General features: G+C 70.8%; 16 protein-coding genes and 2 pseudogenes. 11 read left to right on the top strand and 7 right to left on the bottom strand.

Annotated features, from left to right (window positions below; translation table 11 throughout):
- The first annotated feature begins 66 nt into the window (after nt 1–66).
- Nucleotides 67–2226, top strand: coding sequence for a molybdopterin oxidoreductase family protein (locus tag QFZ76_RS17730; RefSeq protein WP_307674655.1), 2160 nt, complete (start codon nt 67–69; stop codon nt 2224–2226).
- 6 nt (nt 2227–2232) lie between these two features.
- Here the strand turns inward: QFZ76_RS17730 and QFZ76_RS17735 are convergent, their stop codons facing one another.
- Nucleotides 2233–2532 carry a GAF domain-containing protein gene (locus QFZ76_RS17735; RefSeq protein WP_307674656.1) on the bottom strand — a complete coding sequence of 100 codons (300 nt, stop codon included), beginning with the start codon at nt 2530–2532 and terminating at the stop codon, nt 2233–2235.
- Between the two features lie 73 nt (nt 2533–2605).
- Here QFZ76_RS17735 and QFZ76_RS17740 point away from each other — a divergent pair.
- Nucleotides 2606–3289: pseudogene (locus QFZ76_RS17740) on the top strand (IS200/IS605 family accessory protein TnpB-related protein); the annotation flags it as partial.
- Nucleotides 3290–3359: 70 nt separating this feature from the next.
- Here QFZ76_RS17740 and QFZ76_RS17745 read toward each other — a convergent pair.
- On the bottom strand, nt 3360–4205 hold the full coding sequence (locus QFZ76_RS17745) for a sugar phosphate isomerase/epimerase (RefSeq protein ID WP_307674657.1): 846 nt from the start codon (nt 4203–4205) through the stop codon (nt 3360–3362).
- The gene (locus QFZ76_RS17750) at nt 4202–5173 is read right to left on the bottom strand and encodes an SCO3242 family prenyltransferase (RefSeq protein ID WP_307674658.1); all 972 of its coding nucleotides are present in this window, start codon (nt 5171–5173) and stop codon (nt 4202–4204) included. Before QFZ76_RS17750 ends, QFZ76_RS17745 begins: the two co-directional genes overlap by 4 nt.
- Before the next feature lie 120 nt (nt 5174–5293).
- Between QFZ76_RS17750 and QFZ76_RS17755 the strand changes: the two genes are divergently transcribed.
- Nucleotides 5294–7348 (top strand): glycoside hydrolase family 36 protein, encoded by a 2055-nt coding sequence (locus QFZ76_RS17755; RefSeq protein ID WP_307674659.1) that lies wholly within the window; start codon nt 5294–5296, stop codon nt 7346–7348.
- Nucleotides 7349–7363: 15 nt separating this feature from the next.
- On the opposite strand, the gene QFZ76_RS17760 is transcribed toward QFZ76_RS17755, so the two are convergent.
- Complete coding sequence (locus QFZ76_RS17760) at nt 7364–7798, bottom strand: gamma-glutamylcyclotransferase family protein (protein WP_307674660.1); 435 nt, start codon at nt 7796–7798, stop codon at nt 7364–7366.
- Nucleotides 7799–7945: 147 nt separating this feature from the next.
- Here QFZ76_RS17760 and QFZ76_RS17765 point away from each other — a divergent pair, with 147 nt between their 5' ends.
- Entirely contained in the window at nt 7946–9595 is a 1650-nt protein-coding gene (locus QFZ76_RS17765; protein WP_307674661.1) for a M4 family metallopeptidase, read from the top strand.
- A 68-nt stretch (nt 9596–9663) separates the two neighbouring features.
- On the opposite strand, the gene QFZ76_RS17770 is transcribed toward QFZ76_RS17765, so the two are convergent.
- The 3 genes and pseudogenes from QFZ76_RS17770 to QFZ76_RS17780 all read right to left on the bottom strand — a co-directional run.
- Nucleotides 9664–9906: a hypothetical protein gene (locus tag QFZ76_RS17770; protein WP_307674662.1), complete on the bottom strand. Its 243-nt coding sequence runs from the start codon at nt 9904–9906 to the stop codon at nt 9664–9666.
- Nucleotides 9903–10151 carry a hypothetical protein gene (locus QFZ76_RS17775; protein ID WP_307680046.1) on the bottom strand — a complete coding sequence of 83 codons (249 nt, stop codon included), beginning with the start codon at nt 10149–10151 and terminating at the stop codon, nt 9903–9905. Before QFZ76_RS17775 ends, QFZ76_RS17770 begins: the two co-directional genes overlap by 4 nt.
- Nucleotides 10152–10328: 177 nt before the next feature.
- A pseudogene (locus tag QFZ76_RS17780) lies at nt 10329–10706 on the bottom strand (ATP-binding protein); the annotation flags it as partial.
- Nucleotides 10707–10803: 97 nt separating this feature from the next.
- Here QFZ76_RS17780 and QFZ76_RS17785 point away from each other — a divergent pair.
- The 7 genes from QFZ76_RS17785 to QFZ76_RS17815 all read left to right on the top strand — a co-directional run bounded on the left by QFZ76_RS17785 (nt 10804) and on the right by QFZ76_RS17815 (nt 19322).
- Nucleotides 10804–11691, top strand: coding sequence for a helix-turn-helix transcriptional regulator (locus tag QFZ76_RS17785; RefSeq protein ID WP_307680047.1), 888 nt, complete (start codon nt 10804–10806; stop codon nt 11689–11691).
- A 3-nt stretch (nt 11692–11694) separates the two neighbouring features.
- A complete protein-coding gene (locus tag QFZ76_RS17790; protein WP_307674663.1) occupies nt 11695–11901 on the top strand; it encodes a DUF397 domain-containing protein in 207 nt (68 codons plus the stop codon).
- Between the two features lie 446 nt (nt 11902–12347).
- A complete protein-coding gene (locus tag QFZ76_RS17795) occupies nt 12348–15203 on the top strand; it encodes an NB-ARC domain-containing protein (RefSeq protein WP_307674664.1) in 2856 nt (951 codons plus the stop codon).
- A 152-nt stretch (nt 15204–15355) separates the two neighbouring features.
- Nucleotides 15356–16105 carry a transposase family protein gene (locus tag QFZ76_RS17800; RefSeq protein WP_307674665.1) on the top strand — a complete coding sequence of 250 codons (750 nt, stop codon included), beginning with the start codon at nt 15356–15358 and terminating at the stop codon, nt 16103–16105.
- Nucleotides 16106–16889: 784 nt separating this feature from the next.
- A complete protein-coding gene (locus QFZ76_RS17805) occupies nt 16890–17660 on the top strand; it encodes a ribonuclease BN (protein ID WP_373464311.1) in 771 nt (256 codons plus the stop codon).
- Nucleotides 17661–17828: 168 nt separating this feature from the next.
- Nucleotides 17829–18251: a hypothetical protein gene (locus QFZ76_RS17810; RefSeq protein ID WP_307674666.1), complete on the top strand. Its 423-nt coding sequence runs from the start codon at nt 17829–17831 to the stop codon at nt 18249–18251.
- A gap of 150 nt (nt 18252–18401) precedes the next feature.
- Entirely contained in the window at nt 18402–19322 is a 921-nt protein-coding gene (locus QFZ76_RS17815) for an aminoglycoside phosphotransferase family protein (RefSeq protein ID WP_307674667.1), read from the top strand.
- Nucleotides 19323–19592: the final 270 nt, after the last annotated feature.

Here is a 19592-nt window from a genome sequence, read left to right on the forward strand (position 1 = left end):
TCGCCGTGCCGGGCGCGTAACAGGGAGCCCCCGTCCGCGTAACACGGCGGAAGCACGCTGAGAGGCATGCAGAACACCGCGACGCCCACGCACTGCCCGTACTGCGCCCTGCAGTGCGGGATGAACCTGACGGCCACCCCGGAGGGGACCGTCGAAGTGAGCGAGCGCGCGGATTTCCCGGTGAACCGGGGCGCGCTGTGCGGCAAGGGCCGTACCGCGCCCGCGGTGCTCTCGTCCGGGGTGCGGCTGACCTCCCCGTTGGTGCGCTCCGAGGGCACGCTCGTGCCCGCCTCCTGGGACGAGGCACTGGACCGGATCGCCGAGGGGCTGTCCCGCACGCGTACGGAACATGGTCCGGACGCGTGCGGGGTCTTCGGCGGGGGCGGCCTGACCAACGAGAAGGCGTACACGCTGGGCAAGTTCGCGCGCGTGGTGCTCCGCACCTCCCAGATCGACTACAACGGGCGCTTCTGCATGTCGTCCGCGGCGGCGGCCGGCATCAAGGCCTTCGGCCTGGACCGCGGTCTGCCCTTCCCGCTGGAGGACATCCCGAAGACGGGCTGCGTGATCCTCGTGGGGTCCAATCTCGCGGAGACCATGCCGCCGTCCCTGAGGTTCTTCAACGAGCTGCGGGAGAACGGCGGCACCCTGATCGTCATCGACCCGCGCCGCACGAAGACCGCCGAGCAGGCGGACCTGCACCTGGCGCCCCGGCCGGGGACGGACCTGGCGCTGGCGCTCGGGCTGCTGCACCTGGTCGTCGCCGAGGGGCGGGTCGACGAGGAGTACGTCCGCGAGCGGACCACCGGCTGGGAGGAGGCGCGAGCCGCGGCCATGGCGCACTGGCCGGAGTACGTGGAACGGATCACGGGGGTGTCCGTTCCGCAGCTCCGCGAGACCGTGCGGATGTTCTGCGAGCCCGAGTCGGCGATGGTGCTCACCGCCCGCGGGCCCGAGCAGCAGTCCAAGGGCACCGACACGGTGGGCGCCTGGATCAACCTGTGCCTGGCGACCGGCCGCGCGGGGCGCCCGCTGTCCGGGTACGGCTGTCTGACCGGGCAGGGCAACGGGCAGGGCGGGCGTGAACACGGCCAGAAGGCCGACCAGCTGCCCGGCTACCGCAAGCTGGACGACCCGGCGGCCCGCCGGCATGTCGCCGAGGTGTGGGGCGTGGACCCCGACAGCCTTCCCGGGCCGGGGCGCAGTGCGTACGAGCTGCTGGACGCGCTGGGTACGGACATCAAGTCGCTGCTGCTGATGGCCTCGAACCCGGTGGTGTCGGCGCCGCGCGCCGCCCACATCGAGGAGCGCATCAGGTCGCTGGACTTCCTCGCGGTGTGCGATGTCGTGCTGTCGGAGACGGCCGCCCTCGCGGACGTCGTCCTGCCGGTCACGCAGTGGGCCGAGGAGACGGGCACCATGACCAACCTGGAGGGCAGGGTGCTGCTGCGCAAGCAGGCGATCACCCCGCCCGAGGGCATCCGCAGCGACCTGGAAGTGATGCACGAGCTGGCTGCCCGGCTCGGCGTGGAGAAGGGCTTCCCGACCGACCCCGAGGAGGTCTTCGAGGAGCTGCGCCGGGCGAGCGCGGGCGGGCCGGCCGACTACTCCGGGATCACCTACCGCAGGCTCGCGGAGGAGAACGGGGTGTTCTGGCCGTGCCCGGCGGCCGAGACCGACGACTCCGAGGACGCCTCCCTGGATGCCCGCGGAGCCGACGACCCGGCGCAGGAGCAGGACGACGACCTCGCCGCCGCCGTGCACCCCGGCATCCCCCGCCTCTTCCTCGACCGCTTCGCGACCCCGGACGGCCGGGCCCGGTTCGTTGCCGTCGCGCACCGGGCCATCGCCGAGGAGCCCGATGACGAGTACCCGGTGCTGCTGACGACCGGGCGGGTCGTGGCGCAGTACCAGTCCGGCGCCCAGACCCGCCGCGTCGACGAGCTGAACGCCGCCGCCCCTGGCCCCTTCGTGGAGCTGCACCCGCGGCTGGCGGAGCGGCTCGGCGCGGCCGAGGGCGACCCGGTGGCCGTGGTCTCCCGGCGGGGCCGGGCGGTGGCGCCGGCGCGGATCACGACCGCGATCCGCCCCGACACCGTCTTCATGCCCTTCCACTGGGCCGGTGAGGGCCGCGCCAACACCCTCACCAACCCGGCCCTCGACCCGACCTCCCGCATGCCGGAGTTCAAGGCGTGCGCGGTACGGCTGGAGACCGTACGCGGGTGAATCCCGTTACACGGCCTTGAGGACCGTCGCCGCGTCCGCCCCGTAGGCCGCGATCTCCGCCTCGGTGAACTCACGTGTTTCCGTGAAGCCGAGGCCGACCACCGCGAGCAGCCGGGTGTCGTCCGCCGGATCGAAGACGGGGAGCGTGAGAGAGCCCTTCGCCCGCGCGGCGCGGCCTCCGGGGACAGCGACCCCTGTGGTGTCGGTCTGGAAGTCGGAGACGGCGACGGCGACGGGTGCCCGGCGCTCGGCGGCGGTTCCGGCCATGCCCTTGCCGACGGGGATGACGGCGGTGCCGTTCTGCACCGACGGCGGCAGGTTGTGCGCGGCGACGAGCACGATCTCGCCCTCCGTCGCGGCAGGCCCGGACAGATGGACGGACCCGATCGGCCGGCCGCGCCGGTTCTTCTACGACCTGTCCGGCAACGCCCAGCACCGCGACGCCCAGGTACGGCACGCCCTCACACGGCTGCTGAACTGGGCCAAGACCTGCGGCGTCAAGGCCATCGCGGTCGAAGACCTCGGCTTCCAGGCCGAGAAAACCAGAGAGAAGCACGGGCGCAAGCGCCGATTCCGGCAGCTCATCTCCGGCATGCCGACCGGCAAGCTCCGCGCCCGGCTGACCTCCATGGCCGACGCCACAGATATCGCGATCATCGCCGTGGACCCGGCCTACACCAGCAAGTGGGGCGCCCAGCACTGGCAAAAGCCGATGGCCGGCCCCACCCGTAAAACCACCCGGCACGATGCGGCCGGCATCGCGATCGGACGACGCGCCCAGGGACACCCGATCCGGCTGGGGGCACCTCCCAGGCCCTTAAGGCACTGGGGGAGGACGACACCGCCCCGTGCACACCAGAGTGATGTGCACGGGCATCGGACCGTCCAGGCCGACCGGCGTGCCCCCGGGCGTGAGGGACCCCGCCCCCGCATCCCCGGACCACGGACACGATCCGTGCCGCCGGACGCGGCGAGTACGCGGGCGACCAGGACACCCACAACCGTTCGGGGTGTCCGCAGTGACCAGGTATGGGTCCAAGACCCACTCCTGCTCACTGATTAGGAACGGTGAGGGGGAGGTCGTGCATGGTCGAACCTCTGTGAGTGGGGGGCTCCTGGGTCTTCGGGGAGCCTCAGGAGGCGAGTAGTCCGGCCTCGGCCGCGCGCAGGAAATCGATCGAGCGACGGGCGACCTCGGGGGCGTCCAGGGAACCGCCCTGGATCTCGACGGACACCAGGCCCTCGTGTCCGAGGGTGTGCAGCGCCGCCAGCACCGGCGGGAAGTCGATGTCGCCCACGCCGAACTCCAGGTGCCGGTGGACGCCGCGCACCATGTCCTCGATCTGCACGTTCAGCAGGTACGGCGCGGCGAGCCGCACGCACTCCAGCAGCGGCCGTTCCTCCACGCAGTGGGCGTGCCCGATGTCCAGGGTGATGCCGAACAGTTCGTGTCCGCCGACCAGTCGGCGCAGTCGCAGACACCGTTCGACGGTGTCGACGAACATGTACGGCTGCGGCTCGAAGGCCAGGGCGACCCCGTACGCCTCGGCCGTCTCCAGCACCGCCCCGACGCCCGCCGCGAGGCGCTGCCACACCGCCGTCTCGGACACCCCGTCCGGGGCCGGGCCGCTGCCCAGGTGGACGGTGGGCGAGCCCAGTTCGGCCGCGATGCGCACGGCGCGCCGCAGCAGGTCGATCCGCCGTTCCGGTTCCGAGGACATCAGCGTCGGCTGGTGCTTGGCCCAGGCGTCGAGGAAGTACGGCGCCCCGGTCTCGACGGTGACGTCGAGCCCTTCGCGCGCCAACTCCTGCCCCACCATCGCGACTTGCCGGCCCAGGTCCCTGGCGTACGGATCGAGGTGGTGGTGGTCGAGGGTGAGGGCGACGCCGTCGTAGCCCAGGTCCGCGAGGACGCCGAGCGCGTCGGTCAGCCGGTGGTGGGCGAACCCGTTGGTGCCGTAGCCGAATCTGAGGCTCATGTCGGCGACACCCGTCTGGCCAGCCGCAGCGCCAGGGGATGTACGGCGCCGAGGAGGGCGGCGGCAGCGGGCGCGCCGCCGCGCGCGGTGAGCGCCGTCTGCAACGGGACCATGGCCATGATCCCGGCCCCGACCGCCCGCCGTACCGTGCCGCCACGCGGATCGCGCACGGCGAGCGCCTGGGCCCGGCCGTAGGTTCCCAGGTAGGCGAGGGCTCCGGCGGCGGCGACGGCGGTACCGGCCGCGGCCCGGCGGGGTGTCGATGTGGACCGTGCCGACCGCCCGAGGGGCCAGGCACTGGCCACCGCTGTCGCCGACGAGACGGCGAGCGGGGCCGCGGGCAGTCGCGCCGGGGCGCCGGAGATCTCGTGGCGGCTGAGGAGCGTGAGCGTGTAGGTGTGCAGCCCGGTCAGGAGCGCGGGGACGGCCGCGCGGCCGAGCGCGCGAGCGGTTCCGGCGGTGCCGGCTCCTCCGCCGGACGCGGGCGATGGCACCTGCCCGCCGCCCGCCACCGCCCCCGCGAGCACGTCCAGCGCCCGCGCCCCGGCCATGGCCGCCGGTCCCGCCGGGGTCGACTTCAGTTTCAGGTCGTACGCCCACACCAGCGCGGTCAGCGGCAGGGCGGCGGCGAGGCCGCGCCGGCCGCCCGAGAGGGTGGCGAGGCCGAGGCCGGCGGCGGTCAGACCGGTGGCGACGGACAGGGCGGTCCGGCGCGGCACCCGGCCGGAGGGTATGGGGCGTTCGGGCCGCTCCACCGAGTCGACGGCGGCGTCCGCGTAGTCGTTGAGCGCCATACCGGCCCAGTAGAGGCACACGGACGAGGCCATCACTCCGGCCGTCCGCAGACCGAGTGGGCGTCCGGCCGCCGTCGCACCGACGAGGACGTCACCGGGCACGCTGAGGGCGGCCGGGGCAGGGACGAGACTCGCCAGGTCCGCCGCGCGGGTAACCGCCTTCCGCTCGTTCATGCGGCGATCATTGCCAAGATTGATTGAAGTTTCATACTGCGGAATGAGGAGGTTGTGTGTGACATACGCAACATCAGGATGACGTTGCCGTGATCCTCCGGCCGGGCAGGTGAGGAGGCCATGACGCACAACCACGGCCACCGCTGGGGCCATTCCGCGCTCACCGTCGACTTCGACCTCGACGAGACCACTCCTCGGCTGCTGCGGGTGACACGGCCCGGTGACCCCGAGGCGCCGCCGGGAGACCTCCCGCTCGTCGACGTGACACTGTCCGGCGCGGGCACGGGGTGGTCGGGCCCGCGGTTCCGGGGTACCGCGCTCGGGCCGCGGCTGGTGTACCGGGCCCACCACGCCACGTACGGCGACGGCTGGCACCGCCTCACGGTCGAACTGCGGGATCCTACAAGCGGGTTGACCGTCTTCGCCGAGTACTCCTCGCCCGACTCAGTGCCGGTGCTGCGCTCCCGGGTCCGGCTGCGCAACGACGGACGGGAGCCGCTGACCGTACGTGCCGTCGGCAGTCTGCTGCTCGGCGGGCTGCCCTCCCCCGACGTCCTCGACGCGCACCGCGCGCGCAACGACTGGCTCGCCGAGTGCCGTTGGTACACCGAGCCGCTGCGGGACGCCGTACCGGACATCAACCGCAGCGTCCACGAGCACGACGCCCGCGCGGCCCTGCGGCTGACCGGCCGGGGCAGCTGGCCGACCGACGGGCATCTGGCGATGGGCGCGCTCACCGACCGCGGTGACGGGCGCTGCTGGCTGTGGCAGGTCGAGTCGGCGGCCGGGTGGGGCTGGGACGCGGGCGAGGCTCCGGCCCGGCGGACGTACATCGGGCTGGGCGGGCCGACGTACGACGACCACGGCTGGCGCCAAGTGCTCGCTCCTGGCGAGGAGTTCGCCTCGGAGTACGCGGCGGTGGCGCTCGGGGACGGCTTCGACGGGGCGCTCGCCGCGCTGACGTCGTACCGCCGCCGCATCCGCCGTCCGCATCCGGACCACGAACACCTCCCGGTCGTCTTCAACGACTACATGAACACCCTGATGGGCGACCCCACGACCGAGAAGCTGCTGCCGCTGGTCGACGCGGCGGCCCGGGCGGGCGCGGAGTACTTCTGCGTGGACGCCGGCTGGTACGACGACACGGCGGACGGCGGCTGGTGGGACAGCGTCGGCGCGTGGCAGGCGTCCGCGCGCCGCTTCCCCGGGGGCATCGGGGAGGTGCTGGACCGGATCCGCGAACGCGGGATGGTGCCGGGGCTGTGGCTGGAACCGGAGGTGGTGGGGGTGCGGAGCCCGGTGGCCGACGTGTTGCCCGCCGCCGCCTTCCTGCGCCACGACGACGGCGGCCGGGTCACCGAACAGGGCCGCCACCAGCTGGACCTGACCCATCCGGCGGCCCGCGCGCACCTGGACGAGACGGTCGACCGGATCGTCGGCGACTGGGGTGTGGGCTATCTGAAGCTGGACTACAACATCACGACGTCGGCACCGGGGCTGCTGGCGCACACGCGGGCGTGGCGGGAGTGGATCTCCGCCGTTCTGGACCGCCACCCGGACCTGGTGATCGAGAACTGCGCGTCCGGCGGCATGCGCATGGACGGCGCGTCGCTGTCGGTCACCCAGCTCCAGTCCACGTCCGACCAGCAGGACCCGGTCGGCTACCCACCGATCGCGGCCGCCGCCCCGACGGTCGTACCGCCGGAGCAGGGGGCGGTGTGGGCGTATCCGCAGCCGGAGTTCAGCGATGCCGGGATCGCCTTCACGCTCGGTACGGCGATGCTCGGGCGGATCCATCTCTCCGGGCACCTCGACCGCATGACGGAACGTCAGCTGGAGCTGGTGCGGGAGGCCGTGCGGACGTACAAGGAGATCCGCGGGGATCTGCGGTCGGCCGTGTCCTTCTGGCCGCTCGGGCTGCCGGGGTGGACCGACGAGTGGGTGGCTCTGGGGGTGCGGGCGCCGGTGCAGGGGGCGACGTACGTGATGGTGTGGCGCAGGGGCGGGGAGGCCGAACGGGTGCTCTCCGTACGGCACTTGGCAGGGGCCGAGGAGCTGAAGGTCGAGGTCCTGCATTCCGCCGGCGTGGCGTCGGCGCAGTGGGAGGGGAGCGGGGGCGGCCTGCGGGTGCGGCTGGCCGATGCCCCGTCAATGGCGCTGGTGAGGCTCACCTAGCCCGCACGGCTCGGTTCAGCCCCGCACCAGCCAGTCGCCGCTCCCGATGGGCTTCCCGCGGGCGCGCAGGCGGGCGGCCACGGAGGGTGCGGCGACGTACACCCAGGCCCGGACGGTGCGCCCGCCGCCGTCGAGGGTCACCTCGCGCGCCACGCGTTCGTAGAGGCTGCGCGGGTCTCCCGGCGTGTACTCCTCCAGCCGGTCCAGCGCGACCAGCAACTCCCCGTACGCCTCGGGGAGTGCGGTAACGACTTCGCCGCGCACCACTCCCCCGCGGTCGTCCGCGTACTCCTCCACGGCGTAGGGATAGCCCGGCCCTTCGTACAGCATCGCGCCGGTGAGCCGGCCCGGTTCCTCGGCGCGGATACGTCCGCGCAGGAAGCGGTCGTGGTTGGGCTCGCCGGGGCGGAGGGTGCCGTAGACGAAGAAGGGCAGTTTCGGGGCGCTCACAGAAACGATTCTCTCCTCTCACACACCTGCGCATCCGCGCCATAGACATGACATGTCATGGCCACTTAAATCTTGGTCAAGATCCGCGCCACCCCCACGTTCCGCGCGCCCCTTAACGCCCTTTCGGGCGCCTTCCCGAGGAGACCGATGAGCCGGATACGGCCGTACGTCCGAGGTTCCCGTCGTCTCACCACCGCCGGCGCTGCCGCCACCACCGCCATCCTGCTGGCCGCCGCGCTCTCCCCCGCCGCCGGCGCGGCCGACCGGCCGAGCCGGGCCTCCGCGATCGAGAACGCGGCGTCGGTGCTCGCGGACCGGGCCGCGGCGCTGGGGCTCACCGCCGCACAGGACACGACCGTCCGGGACGTCGTGGTGGACGCGGACGGCACGCAGCACGTCCGCTACGACCGCACGTACCGCCACATCCCCATCCTGGGCGGCGACTTCGTGGTCCACCTGTCGCCCGACGGCGGCTACCGCGGCGCCGACCGCGCCACCAGGAGCACGGTCTCGCTCGCGAGCGTCACCCCGAAGCTGTCCGCCCCGAAGGCCGCCGACCTCGCGGTGAACGCGCTGCGCGCCGCCCACCTCGGCGAAACCCTGCGGAGCATCACCGCCAAGCCGCAGCTCGTCGTCGACGCCCTGCACGGCGCCCCGAAGCTGGCCTGGCAGACGAACGCCGTGGCGCAGGACTCCCTCGGCAACCCGACCGCCCGGACGATCCTGACGGACGCCGCCACAGGCACCCAGATCGACGCCTGGGACACCCTCGAGACGGCGTCGGGCGACGGCAAGTCCCTGTACGGCGGCACGGTTCCGCTGGAGACGACGCAGTCGGGATCGACGTACCAGCTGAAGGACGCGACGCGCGGGAACACGTACACCGGCGACGCGGCGAACCAGAACGACCTGTGCGTCCTGGGCATCTGCCTGAGCCGGGCCCCCTCGACGGTCTTCACCGACGCCGACAACCACTGGGGCACCGGCACGGACGCCGACCGCGCCTCGGCGGCGGTGGACGCGCAGTACGGCACGGACGTGACCTGGGACTACTACAAGAACGTCCACGGCCGCAACGGCATCGCGGGCGACGGCAAGGGCTCGTACAACCGCGTGCACTACGGCACCCGGTACAACAACGCCTTCTGGGACGACAGTTGCTTCTGCATGACATACGGGGACGGTGACGGCACGCAGCTCGGCCCGCTGGTCTCCCTCGACGTGGCGGGCCACGAGATGTCGCACGGCGTCACCTCCAAAACGGCGGCGCTGACGTACTCCGGCGAGTCCGGCGGCCTGAACGAGGCCACGTCCGACATCTTCGGCACGCTGGTGGAGTTCTACGCCGACAACGCGTCGGATCCGGGCGATTACCTGATCGGCGAGAAGATCGTCCGCTCCGGCTTCGGACGCGACGCCCTGCGCTACATGGACAAGCCGTCCAAGGACGGCGCCTCCGCGGACTGCTGGACCCCGGCGGTGGGCGACCTCGACGTCCACTACTCGTCGGGGGTCGCCAACCACTTCGCGTACCTGCTGGCGGAGGGCAGCGGCGCCAAGACGGTGAACGGCGTCAGCCACAACTCGCCGACCTGCGACGGTTCTTCGGTCACCGGGATCGGGCGGGCCAAGCTGGGCGCGATCTGGTACCGGGCGTTGACCGTCTACATGACGTCGTCGACGGACTACGCCGGTGCGCGGACGGCGACGCTGAGCGCGGCGAAGGATCTGTACGGGGCGGGGAGCGCGGAGTACGGGGCGGTGGCCGCGGCGTGGAGTGCGGTGGGCGTGAGGTGAGTCGGGCTGACGCCTGAGGTGGCCGCCTCGGTTCTTCGGGCCGGGGCGGCCGTTGCCTTGCTTAAGCTTCAGAGTCCGGCGATGAGTCTGACGACCGTAACGGTGAGCACGGAACGGGACACGTAGTAGAGAACGATGGCGCCGAGGACGGTCGCTTCCCGACGGTCTCGCTCGCCTCTGACCGCAGTCGACCCATGACCGTACGGATCACGGCCGATGGTCCGCACCATCGCGTCACGAAACGCCTCGCCGTTCCGCATCTTGGCCAGGGTGTCGTCGGCCGGCGGGGCGTAGGTGATGCGGAAGCTCAAGCGGCACCCCGCCTCTCGGCCTCGTCCGCCGCCAGCCGCTCCAGGAGCGCGTCGGCCGCCGGGTCGGGGACGGCTTCGAGCATCCAGTGCCGCATGACGGCGTGGATCTCATCCACTCCGGCCTCGTCGACGGCCTGGTCGAACTCCTCCCGCCGACCTTCCGGGAGGGCCGCTCGGATACCGGGAATGGTGTTGGGGACCTCGACCTCGACGCCGTCGACGAAGGTCTTCAACGGTTCGGCCATCGTCATCCTCCTTGGTGGCGGGGCTTCGCTGCCGTCACCGTAGCGGGCCGACATTGCCTCCCGTACGACGTCCAGCTCACACCAGACGGCCTTGCCGACGGTCAGCTCGCAGACGCCCCAACGGTCGGCCACGTGTCCGACGATCAGGAGTCCGCGTCCGAACATGTCATCGGCGGTCGCTTCGCGAAGGCTTGGCCGTAACTCCCCCTTCGGGTCGGACACGGAGATCCGCACGACGCGTTCCGTGAGAGTGAGTTCGACGCGGAAGAGGCGGTCGCTCAGGCACCCGTGCAGTACGGCGTTGCCGCCCAGCTCGGAGACCAACAGGGCTGTATCTGCGGAGAGTTCGGGGTGACCCCAGTCCGTGAGGAGACGGTGGGCCCGGCGGCGGGCCAGGGTGACGCTCTTGGGGAGCGGGGTGTAGTCGAAGCGGTCGTAATGGAGGGGCTCTTCGGGGGCGACCATGTCGCTCACCTCCGGGCAGGGGCGGACGGCGACCAACTGACGCCGTTCTGTGAACCGTTCACAACGGAAGGTAGCGAGAGGGGCACGCATGGTTCAACCTCTTCCCGGAAGATATCCACCGTCCGTGTTGCGAGTGACGCTCAGCGCCCATCAAACTGACCCCGCGCAGGTTCGAAGGAGCGACCAAGTGACAACAGGTCAGGCACGGCAGGGCAACAGCACGTCCAGCGTTCTGGGGCGCAGACTGGGCACCGAACTCCTCAGGTTGCGTACAACGGCGGGACTTACACAGCCCCAGGCCGCGAAGGTGCTCTCCGCCTCGACGGCAAAGGTCGCCAAAATGGAGGGCGGCTGGGTGCCCATGCGCGACCCGGACATCCGCGCACTGTGCGAGGCGTACGAGATCCACGACCCCGGCGTCGTCGGCGGGCTTCTGGAGCTGGCCAGAGTCGACCGCGAGCGCCGTAAAGCGAAGGGGTGGTGGGATGACTACGCCCTCAACGGGGTCATGCAGGAGTACGTCGCACTCGAGAGTGGGGCAACGGCGGTCAAGGCGTGGCAGCCGGCGTTCATCCCCGGTTTGCTGCAAACCCCGGACTACGCAAGGGCCTTGAGGGGCGGCCCGATCACTTCTGTGGCCATGAAGCGGCAGCCGGACGACGAGTTCATCGCTGCTCGGATCGCGCGGCAGCAGCGTCTGTCCGGTGACACTCCACTCCTCCTGCGAACGGTGATCTACGAGGCGGTTCTCCGCAACTTTCCCGGTGGGGCGGAAACCGCTCGCGGCCAGTTCGACCAACTGTTCCGACTGTCCGACCTGCCCAACGTCACCATCCAGGTCTTCCCCTTCAACGCGGGCACGCACTTCGGCTTGAACGGCTCGTTCAACATCCTCTCGTTCACCGAGCCCGGAGCCATGGACATCGTGTACGTCGAGGCCCCTTTCGCCCAGAAATGGGTAGAAGGCGGAGACGGCGCCGCAGCCTACGATGAGCTGTTCGAAAAGATCGCCGAACGGTCCCTCGGCGAGCGGGAGTCCGTCTCGTTCCTCCACAAGCTCCGGAAGGAACTCTGAGCCATGACCGAGTTCGAGTACCGCAAGTCCAGTTACAGCGACCCCGAGGCAGAGTGCGTCGAAATAGCCACCAACATCCCGACCGTCATCGCCATACGCGACTCCAAGAACCCCTGTGGCTCACACCTCCGCATTCACCCCACGGTGTGGTCGGCCTTCCAGGCGTTGCTCACGCACGATGCTTTGAGCCAAGCGACGCGTCGCTCCTGAGGTTTTGGGTCCCGCGGCTTAAGTCCGGCATCCAGATAGGCGTCGGTCTGCGAGCATCGGAACGCTGTCGCGCTCACAGATCCGGAAAACCGGTGTGTGCAGGCACGCGGTCAGGTCGTACGGACTGCCCGGCAGCGCGGATAAGACCCATAGCAGCCGACCAAATCAATTGATCACCACCTGCACGTTACCCCGCGCTGCCAGTGCCCGTGAGGTAGCCTGCCCAGCCGTCACTGAGCCCTTTCAGCGGGGCTGCTCCAGGGTGAGGACGTCTGCGGGAGTTGACGACACTCGATTCGTGCTGCACACGCTCTTCGGACGATGCGCCAGGACCTCGGACGGCGCGCCTGCCCCGCTCCACCGGAACTCGCGCTGCGGAGAACTCGCGGTTGACCATGCGCCCGGCCGGAGATCTTGACAGTGTCTCAGTTAACGACCGCTGTGCCGTGAACTTCTGGCAGGGAGCCGCGAGGAGCATCATTGATGGCCATTGGAAGAGCGGCCAGGTGCCGTTTGGCGGCGTTCTGGGCATGACTGATGTCGGGGCGGCGGTGGCGCGTTGGGGGACGGCGCGGCTGCTACGGCGGAGGACCGGGGGGCGGTCGATGACGGTCGAGGAGCTCGTGGCGGCAGCGGTCGCCTTGGCGATCGTGTCTGCGAAGAGGCTGGGTGCCGGTCTGGCGAATCGCGCGATTGAGGGTGTGGAGCAGTCGGTAGCCGACCGGCTGGGGCGGCTGTACCGGTGGGTCGCCGGACGGCTGCCCGGTGAGGAGGGAGCGGTTCTGGTCGATGAGGCGGGCCGTTCTCCGGCTGCACAGGCTCTGCTGCGACGGCGGCTGGTACTGGCTCTGGGTGAGGATCCCGCAGGCGTTGAGGAGCTGCGGGTGCTGCTGTCGCCGCACGCGCCGGTCCTCGCCCATGGCGATTTCCTTCTCCCGGAATCGTCCGGCATCCCGCGTCAGCTGCCGCTGGCGGTGGCGGATTTCACCGGTCGCGGCCAGGAGTTGGCGCAGCTGGTGGAGGCTGCTGAGCGCGCGGGCGGGGGCAGGGTGTGCCTGGTGCACGGTCCGGGCGGGATCGGCAAGACGGCTGTCGTGGTGCAGGCTGCTCATCGACTGATGCCGTCTTTCCCCGACGGCCAGCTCTTCGTCGACCTGAACGGGGTGGAGGAACGTCCTGCTGCCGTGGGCGAGGTCCTGTCTGACTTCCTGGTGGCTCTGGGAGTACCGCGCGGACGAATTCCCGATGACGAGGCCGGACGGACACGGCAGTTCCGTACGGAGTTGGCCGACCGGCGTGTCCTGATCGTCCTGGACAACGCGGCCTGTGAACAGCAGGTGGGTGCGCTAATGCCGGGTGGGTCTTCGTGCGCTGTCCTGATCACCAGCCGCCAGTGCCTTGCCACGCTGGCCGTGGATGAGCGCGTCGCATTGCCGGGGCTGGACGAGGGTACCGCCTGGGATCTGTTGAGACGGATCGGCGGCGGGGACCGGGTGGACGAGGACCCCGAAGCAGGTCGCGACGTGGTCCGTCTGTGCGGCGGGCTGCCGCTGGCCCTGCGCATCGCGGGAGCGCGGCTGGCCACGTTTCCCGCCCGTACTGTGGGCTCCTTCGCCCGCGATCTCGCTGACGACTACCGGCGGCTGGATGTGCTGAGCCTGGGCGAGCGCAGCGTGCGCGCGGTCTTCCGCGCCGGTTATCAGGCGCTCCCGTCGTTGCAGCAGCGTGCGTTCAGGCTGTTGTCGGCCCTGGACACTCCCGACCTGCCAGCCTGGGCGCTGTCGCCTTTGCTGGACGTGGACGCCGATGCGGCCGACGCGTGCCTGGAGGGACTGCTGCTGGCGCATCTCGTGCAGGCTCGCCGCGGCGACGCAGACAGCCAGCGCATCGTGCTGCACGATCTCTCGCGCGGCTTCTCCAAGGAGCGAGTGGCCGAGCAGCCGGCGGACGAGTCCGACAGCGCCGTGCGGCGTCTGCTGGGTGCCCTCCTAAGCGCGGCCGACGCAGCCGACGCGCAGTTACGGCCGGCCGGTGCTCGGCACAGCGGCCGTGACGGGGCGGTCCGCCGTCCGCCGCCGGACGACGCTGTGGCGGGTGATGTGTGGGAGGCCGTCGAGTGGTTCGAAGCCGAACGTGTGGTGCTGGTGGCAGCTGTCGCCCATGCTCACGCTCGCGGGTGGTGGGAGCTGTGCTGGGAGATCACCGACGCGATGAGTATCGCTCTTGAGCATCAGTGGCGCTGGGACATCAGCAGCCAGGTCCATGAGCTTGCTCTGGACGCGGCCGACCGTCTGGGGGATGGCGGGGCCCGTGCCGCGCTGCTGCGCAACCTCGGCGAAGCCTTGCGTGACGGCGGCCGTGACGTGGGCAGGGCCGCAGAGTGCTTCAGCGAAGCAATCGCTCTCTTCCACAGCTCGGGCGACGCACACGGCGAAAGCGACGCCCTGGGCAACCTGGGAATCCTGCAACGCCAGCAGGGCGAGCTGCGGGAAGCGGCGCGAACGCTCACCGCGGCCGAGAGTCTCTTCAGGGCCCTGCCGCTTGACCGCGGACTGGCCTGGACCCTGAGGGAAAGGGCGGTGATCAGCCGACACCACGCTCACTACACCGAAGCCCTCGCCCAACTCGACGAAGCACAGGCCCTGTTCGCCGCCAACGAGGAAACCCGCGGTGTCGGCTGGATCCTGCGCACCCGCGCCGACACCGAGAAGGAGAGCACGATGGGCGGCTGCCCACTCCCTCACCGCTGGTACACAGGCCCCTGGCCCGGGTTCCACGTCACAAGCCGTCCCGCAAAGGATCCACGGTGGGCCGCGGCCCGCACCCACTACGAGCACGGTGCTCAGGCCCTGCACGCTGTCCGGGACCACCGCGGGCACACCTGGGCCACCCTGGGGCTGGCCGACATGGCGTTCTACGAGGGCGACCACACCGCCGCCGAACTGATCAGCCGCGCGCTTCAGGAGACCGACGCCTGCGGCGACCATCGAGGCCGCAGCAGAGCACTGACCGTGCAAGCCCTGCTGCACGCCGAGGCAAACCGCCTCAGCAACGCCATCATGCTGGCAGAACAAGCCCTCGCTGGCCCCCACGACCACGTCGGCGCCGCTCAGGCCAGCTTCCGCCTTGCCCGTCTCTACGGCGCCGCTGGCCGGCATCACGACGTCCTCCACACCCTCCAGCAGTCCCGAACCCATTACCACGCCGCCGGCATGCCCTTCCCCGATCTTGCCGACACCGAGCTCTGCAGGACACTCATTCGCCCCGTGCCTCGCGCGAGTCGCTTCCGCCGCCATCAGTGATTCCTGCGGCTTGACAGATCGCATTAGGAATCAGTGGGCTCCTTCAGCGTGGCCACTGGTGAGGTGACCGACGGGGGCATCCGCAACGGACAAGGCTCCTATGCCGTTGAGAGAGGTGTTCGACGTCTCAACTCATTGGCACAGGAGCCTTGTTGGTTCCCTATCGAGCCGCACTCGACCTGCCTCATGCCCTGGTCGAGTGGGTAACCATGCTCGTCGTCACCCGAGAGGGTGACCGCCGCTGCAAACTCCCACCGCACCAGCGTGCCCTCGTCGGCCTGGTGTACCTGCGGCGGCACGACACCCTCGCCCAACTCGCCGCCGGCTTCGGTATTTCCGTTGGCACCGCCCACGCCTACACGGCAGGCGTCATCGACCTGCTCGCCGACCGGGCACCCGGGCTCCTGCGGACCCTGCGCGAAGCCGACCCCGACTACGTCCTGCTGGACGGCACCCTCGCGGAGTGCCACCGGGTCGGCGACAGCCGAGCCGACTTCTCACAAAAACACCGACGCCACGGGGTGAACGTCCAGGTGGTAACCGATCCAGCAGGACGACTGCTGTGGATCTCGCCCGCACTGCCAGGCCGTGCGCACGACCTGACCGCAGCCCGCACCCACCGGATCATCCGAATCTGCGAACGCCAGGGCATCCCAGTCCTCGCCGACCGCGCCTACATGGGAGTCGGCCCATGGGGGACAACACCCCTCAGACGCCCGCCAGGCCGCGACCTCACACCCACCCAGCAAACCGTCAACCGCGCGCTGTCCGCAGCCCGAGCACCGATCGAGCGCGGCGTCGCACGGATCAAGTGCTGGCGGATCTTCCGCAAGGCGCGATGCAGCCCGAATCAAATGTCGTCAATCGCCGCCGCCGTCCTCACCCTGGAGCGGCAACGCTGAAAACGCTCACTGACCCCCACCCCCGCTTCACAGAGTTCACTCCAGTCGCAAAATTCACACAGGATGCGCAGAGCTGATGTGGAGTTACCGAGGAGTCAATCGACTGTGACTCACGCCGCGAACATTTGTCCGGATGTGGTCTGAGCTGGCTGAATGAGTCCCCTCAGGCCGTCGACTCACGTTCGTTCATCAGGCAATATCCGGGCTCTGTGTCAGGGCCGGCGATGGGCCCGGCACCGGGGGCAGCGCCCGTCCGTCGCCCCCGGTCAGAGAAACACCGGTGTCGAAGTCAAGCAGTCTTTCTGTATCCCCGGTACGGATGCCGAGGTTGCTGAGCCGCTCGCACATCCGGAGCGGGAGGGGCACGCTGGAATCAGCCACTCGCGCTGCACGGCTCGCCGGTGTGGAGACGAGCCCGTGCGCGGGTACGCCGGTGCACGGGAACAGGACGAGGTGACGACGGATGCGCCATGGGTTCGTGCCGCCGGTGCGCCAGGCTTGTCGGGGCCCTTTCGGCGAGGACGGGAGCGGTGGGCATGAGCCGCCTGGCGGGCCCCTCGGCCCTTTGGGCTCTGTGGGCCCTGTAGAACCGGTCGGACCCTCGGGTGCTCCGGGGCCGTCTGAACCGTCCGGCTCACCGCACGCTCCGGATACTCCTGAGCCGCCCGAGGCTTCTGGGGGCCAGGGCCCGCCCCGCAGCCGCGGAGGCCGGTGGCGGGCACTGGGCCGATTCGTCCACGCCAGGAGTACGCGCGTATGGCAGCGCGGCAAGGAAGTGGAGCTGATGCACCGGGCCATGGGCTTCGCGGCGCTGGGACTGGTGACGATCGCCCCGCTGCTGATCGTGGTCGCGGCGACCGCCCCGATCCAGGAACGCGGCTTCGCCCAGTGGGTCGTGGACGGCATGGGGCTGTCCGGGCGTCCCGCCGACGCCGTGCAGGACCTCTTCGCCGCACCCCGCAAGGTCCTGAGCACGACCAGCGTCCTGAGCGTGGTGTTGGTCGCGCTCTTCGGAGTGCCGTTCGCGGGCAGCGTGCAGACCGGTTACGAAAAGGTGTGGGACCTGGCGGCCGGACGCTGGCACACCGTTTGGCGACGCGCGGCGTGGCTCGTCGCGCTGACTGCCTACCTCTTCGCCGAAGCGCAGAGCGGGACCGTCCTGGAGCCCGGAGTCCTGGGCTCATCGGCCCGCATCGGACTGTCCTCGTTGCTCGGCGTGCTCTTCTTCTGGTGGGGGCAGCGTTTCCTGCTGGGCGGCCGGATCTCCTGGCGCGCCCTCCTGCCGGGCGCCATCGCCACGATGGTGGGCCTGGGCGGCCTGCGGCTGTTCTCCTCCCTGGTCTTCTCCCCGCTCATCGTGAGCAACGCCGTCTCGTACGGTTCGGTCGGCACCGTCCTGATCGTGACGTCCTGGCTGGTGGGTGTCGGCTTCGTCGTCTTCGGCGGCGCCCTCGTCGGCCGCTACTGGTACCTCCACGAACCGCACCACATTCCGCACCCGCACCCGCACCCGCACTCCCACGCCCACCCGCACGCCCGCTCCCGTAAGCGCTGAAGCGTACGCCGACGCAACGCGTGGGCATCGTGTCCGACGGCGGTGGTGGCGGTGGCGGCGGGTTGTTGCCCCGTGCTGGCTATTCTTCACCGACATCGGGTTGGCCCACAGCGCCTTCCCCGGCACGGTAGCGAGGTACTGACTATGCGCCGCGCCCTTCTCATACCGTTGCTGGCAGTACCCCTGACCGGATGCTCGCTCCTCGGCCAAAGCGCACCGTGCACCGAAGCCGACGCGGACTCGCAGGTCTCCGCCGTATGGCGGCCCGCCGACTTCGGCGGCCGGGACGAGGCGAGGATCCGGCTGTGCGTGGGCGACACCTGCGAGGAGCGGACATCGGGCAGTCCCGAGGACCCGTTCGCCTCGCTGTCGGTCCGGCTCCCCGACGACATCGGTGCGTCCACCGTGCCGGTGCGGCTCACCGTGACCTCCGCGAAGGGCGCCGACACGGTCGTCGAGGACAGCACCCGAGCCAGGCTGAAGGAGCAGCACCCCAACGGCACGTCCTGCCCGCCCACCACGTGGACGGCGACGTTCGGTGCCCACCCCGACCAGGGCCTCACCTCGCCCGAGGGCATGAAGCTCCAGTAGTGAGCCCCCTGCACAAACACCCTGTTCCTGGAGGGACCGCGATCATCGACTGACCCGGCACTCCGGGTGGGTGAACAAATCCATGGCGGCGCCCCTCGCCCGCCGGATACGCTCCCCTGCCGCCCACCCGCCCCACCCCCGGGAAGCCGTATGCCGCCGTCCACGACCAAGATGCACCCCGACGAACTCGACATCGACGCGACCCTGGTCGAGGCTCTGCTCTGCGACCAGTTCCCGCAGTGGGCCGGGCTCCCGGTCACGCGGGTCGAGTCCGCCGGGACCGACAACGCGATGTACCGGCTGGGCGACGAGATGGTCGTACGGCTGCCGCGGTTGCCCGGCGGAGCCCACCAGGTCGGCATCGAGCAGCGGTGGCTGCCCCGGCTGGCCCCGCGTCTCCCGCTGGCCGTACCGGTGCCGCTGGCGATGGGCGAGCCCGGGCGCGGGTACGCGCTGCCGTGGGTGGTGTACCGCTGGCTGGACGGTGACAACGCCTACGACTCGCCGCTCACCGAACTCGCGGAGGCGGCCGTGGAGTTGGGGCGGTTCGTCGCGGCGCTGCGGCGGGTCGACGCCACGGGCGGGCCGGTCTCCTGGCGGGGTGGTCCGGTCGCGGGCAACGACGAGGCCGTCCGTGCCGCGATCGACGACATGGGCGCCGACGGGACGCTGGACGCGGTCGCCGCCACGGCCGTCTGGGAGGACACGCTCCGGCTGCCCCAGTGGGACGGTCCTCCCGTCTGGCTCCACGGCGACCTGCTGCCCGGCAACCTGCTGACCGCGCACGGCCGGCTGACCGCGGTCATCGACTTCGGCGGGCTGGGGGTCGGTGATCCCGCGGCGGATGTGTTGGCCGGGTGGACGCTCTTCGACGCCGAGACCCGTGGGTTGTTCCGCGGGGCCGCCGACGTCGACGACCTGACGTGGGCCCGGGGGCGCGGCTGGGCCCTGTGCTTCGGGCTGACGGCGGAGCACTACTACCGCGGCGGGAAGAACCCGGTGCTCGCGGCGGTGGGGCGGCGGGCGGTGCGGGAGGTTCTCACCGAGTACGCGGGCGGCATGCGGACCTGACCTCCGCATGCCGCCCGCCGATCACTGGCCACCGGCCCCCGACGGTCTGGTGGTCGCTGGAGTAGAGGCGCTCGCCGGGCCAGTCGTAGTCACCCGCGTCGGGGCGGGCCGGCGGCGTGTGGGGGACGGAGTCGGCGGCGTCGTCGACGCTGCCGGTGCCGTCGTAGCGGGCGACCTCAGTCCAGCACGGGTTTCACCGCGGGCAGGCCAACGAGACCCGCCGCGGTGAACGAGAGGCGCGACGCGTCCGCGCCGGCGGCGGGACCGGCG

It is taken from the genome of Streptomyces sp. V4I2 (assembly GCF_030817655.1).
Taxonomy (GTDB): domain Bacteria; phylum Actinomycetota; class Actinomycetes; order Streptomycetales; family Streptomycetaceae; genus Streptomyces; species Streptomyces plumbiresistens.

What these genes read in the sequence shown, in the direction of transcription:
- QFZ76_RS17730 (WP_307674655.1), top strand. Translation starts at nt 67, where the DNA reads ATGCAGAACACCGCGACGCCCACGCACTGCCCGTACTGCGCCCTGCAG.
- QFZ76_RS17745 (WP_307674657.1), bottom strand. Translation starts at nt 4,205, where the DNA reads ATGAGCCTCAGATTCGGCTACGGCACCAACGGGTTCGCCCACCACCGG.
- QFZ76_RS17750 (WP_307674658.1), bottom strand. Translation starts at nt 5,173, where the DNA reads ATGAACGAGCGGAAGGCGGTTACCCGCGCGGCGGACCTGGCGAGTCTC.
- QFZ76_RS17755 (WP_307674659.1), top strand. Translation starts at nt 5,294, where the DNA reads ATGACGCACAACCACGGCCACCGCTGGGGCCATTCCGCGCTCACCGTC.
- QFZ76_RS17765 (WP_307674661.1), top strand. Translation starts at nt 7,946, where the DNA reads ATGAGCCGGATACGGCCGTACGTCCGAGGTTCCCGTCGTCTCACCACC.
- QFZ76_RS17775 (WP_307680046.1), bottom strand. Translation starts at nt 10,151, where the DNA reads ATGGCCGAACCGTTGAAGACCTTCGTCGACGGCGTCGAGGTCGAGGTC.
- QFZ76_RS17790 (WP_307674663.1), top strand. Translation starts at nt 11,695, where the DNA reads ATGACCGAGTTCGAGTACCGCAAGTCCAGTTACAGCGACCCCGAGGCA.
- QFZ76_RS17805 (WP_373464311.1), top strand. Translation starts at nt 16,890, where the DNA reads ATGCACCGGGCCATGGGCTTCGCGGCGCTGGGACTGGTGACGATCGCC.
- QFZ76_RS17815 (WP_307674667.1), top strand. Translation starts at nt 18,402, where the DNA reads ATGCCGCCGTCCACGACCAAGATGCACCCCGACGAACTCGACATCGAC.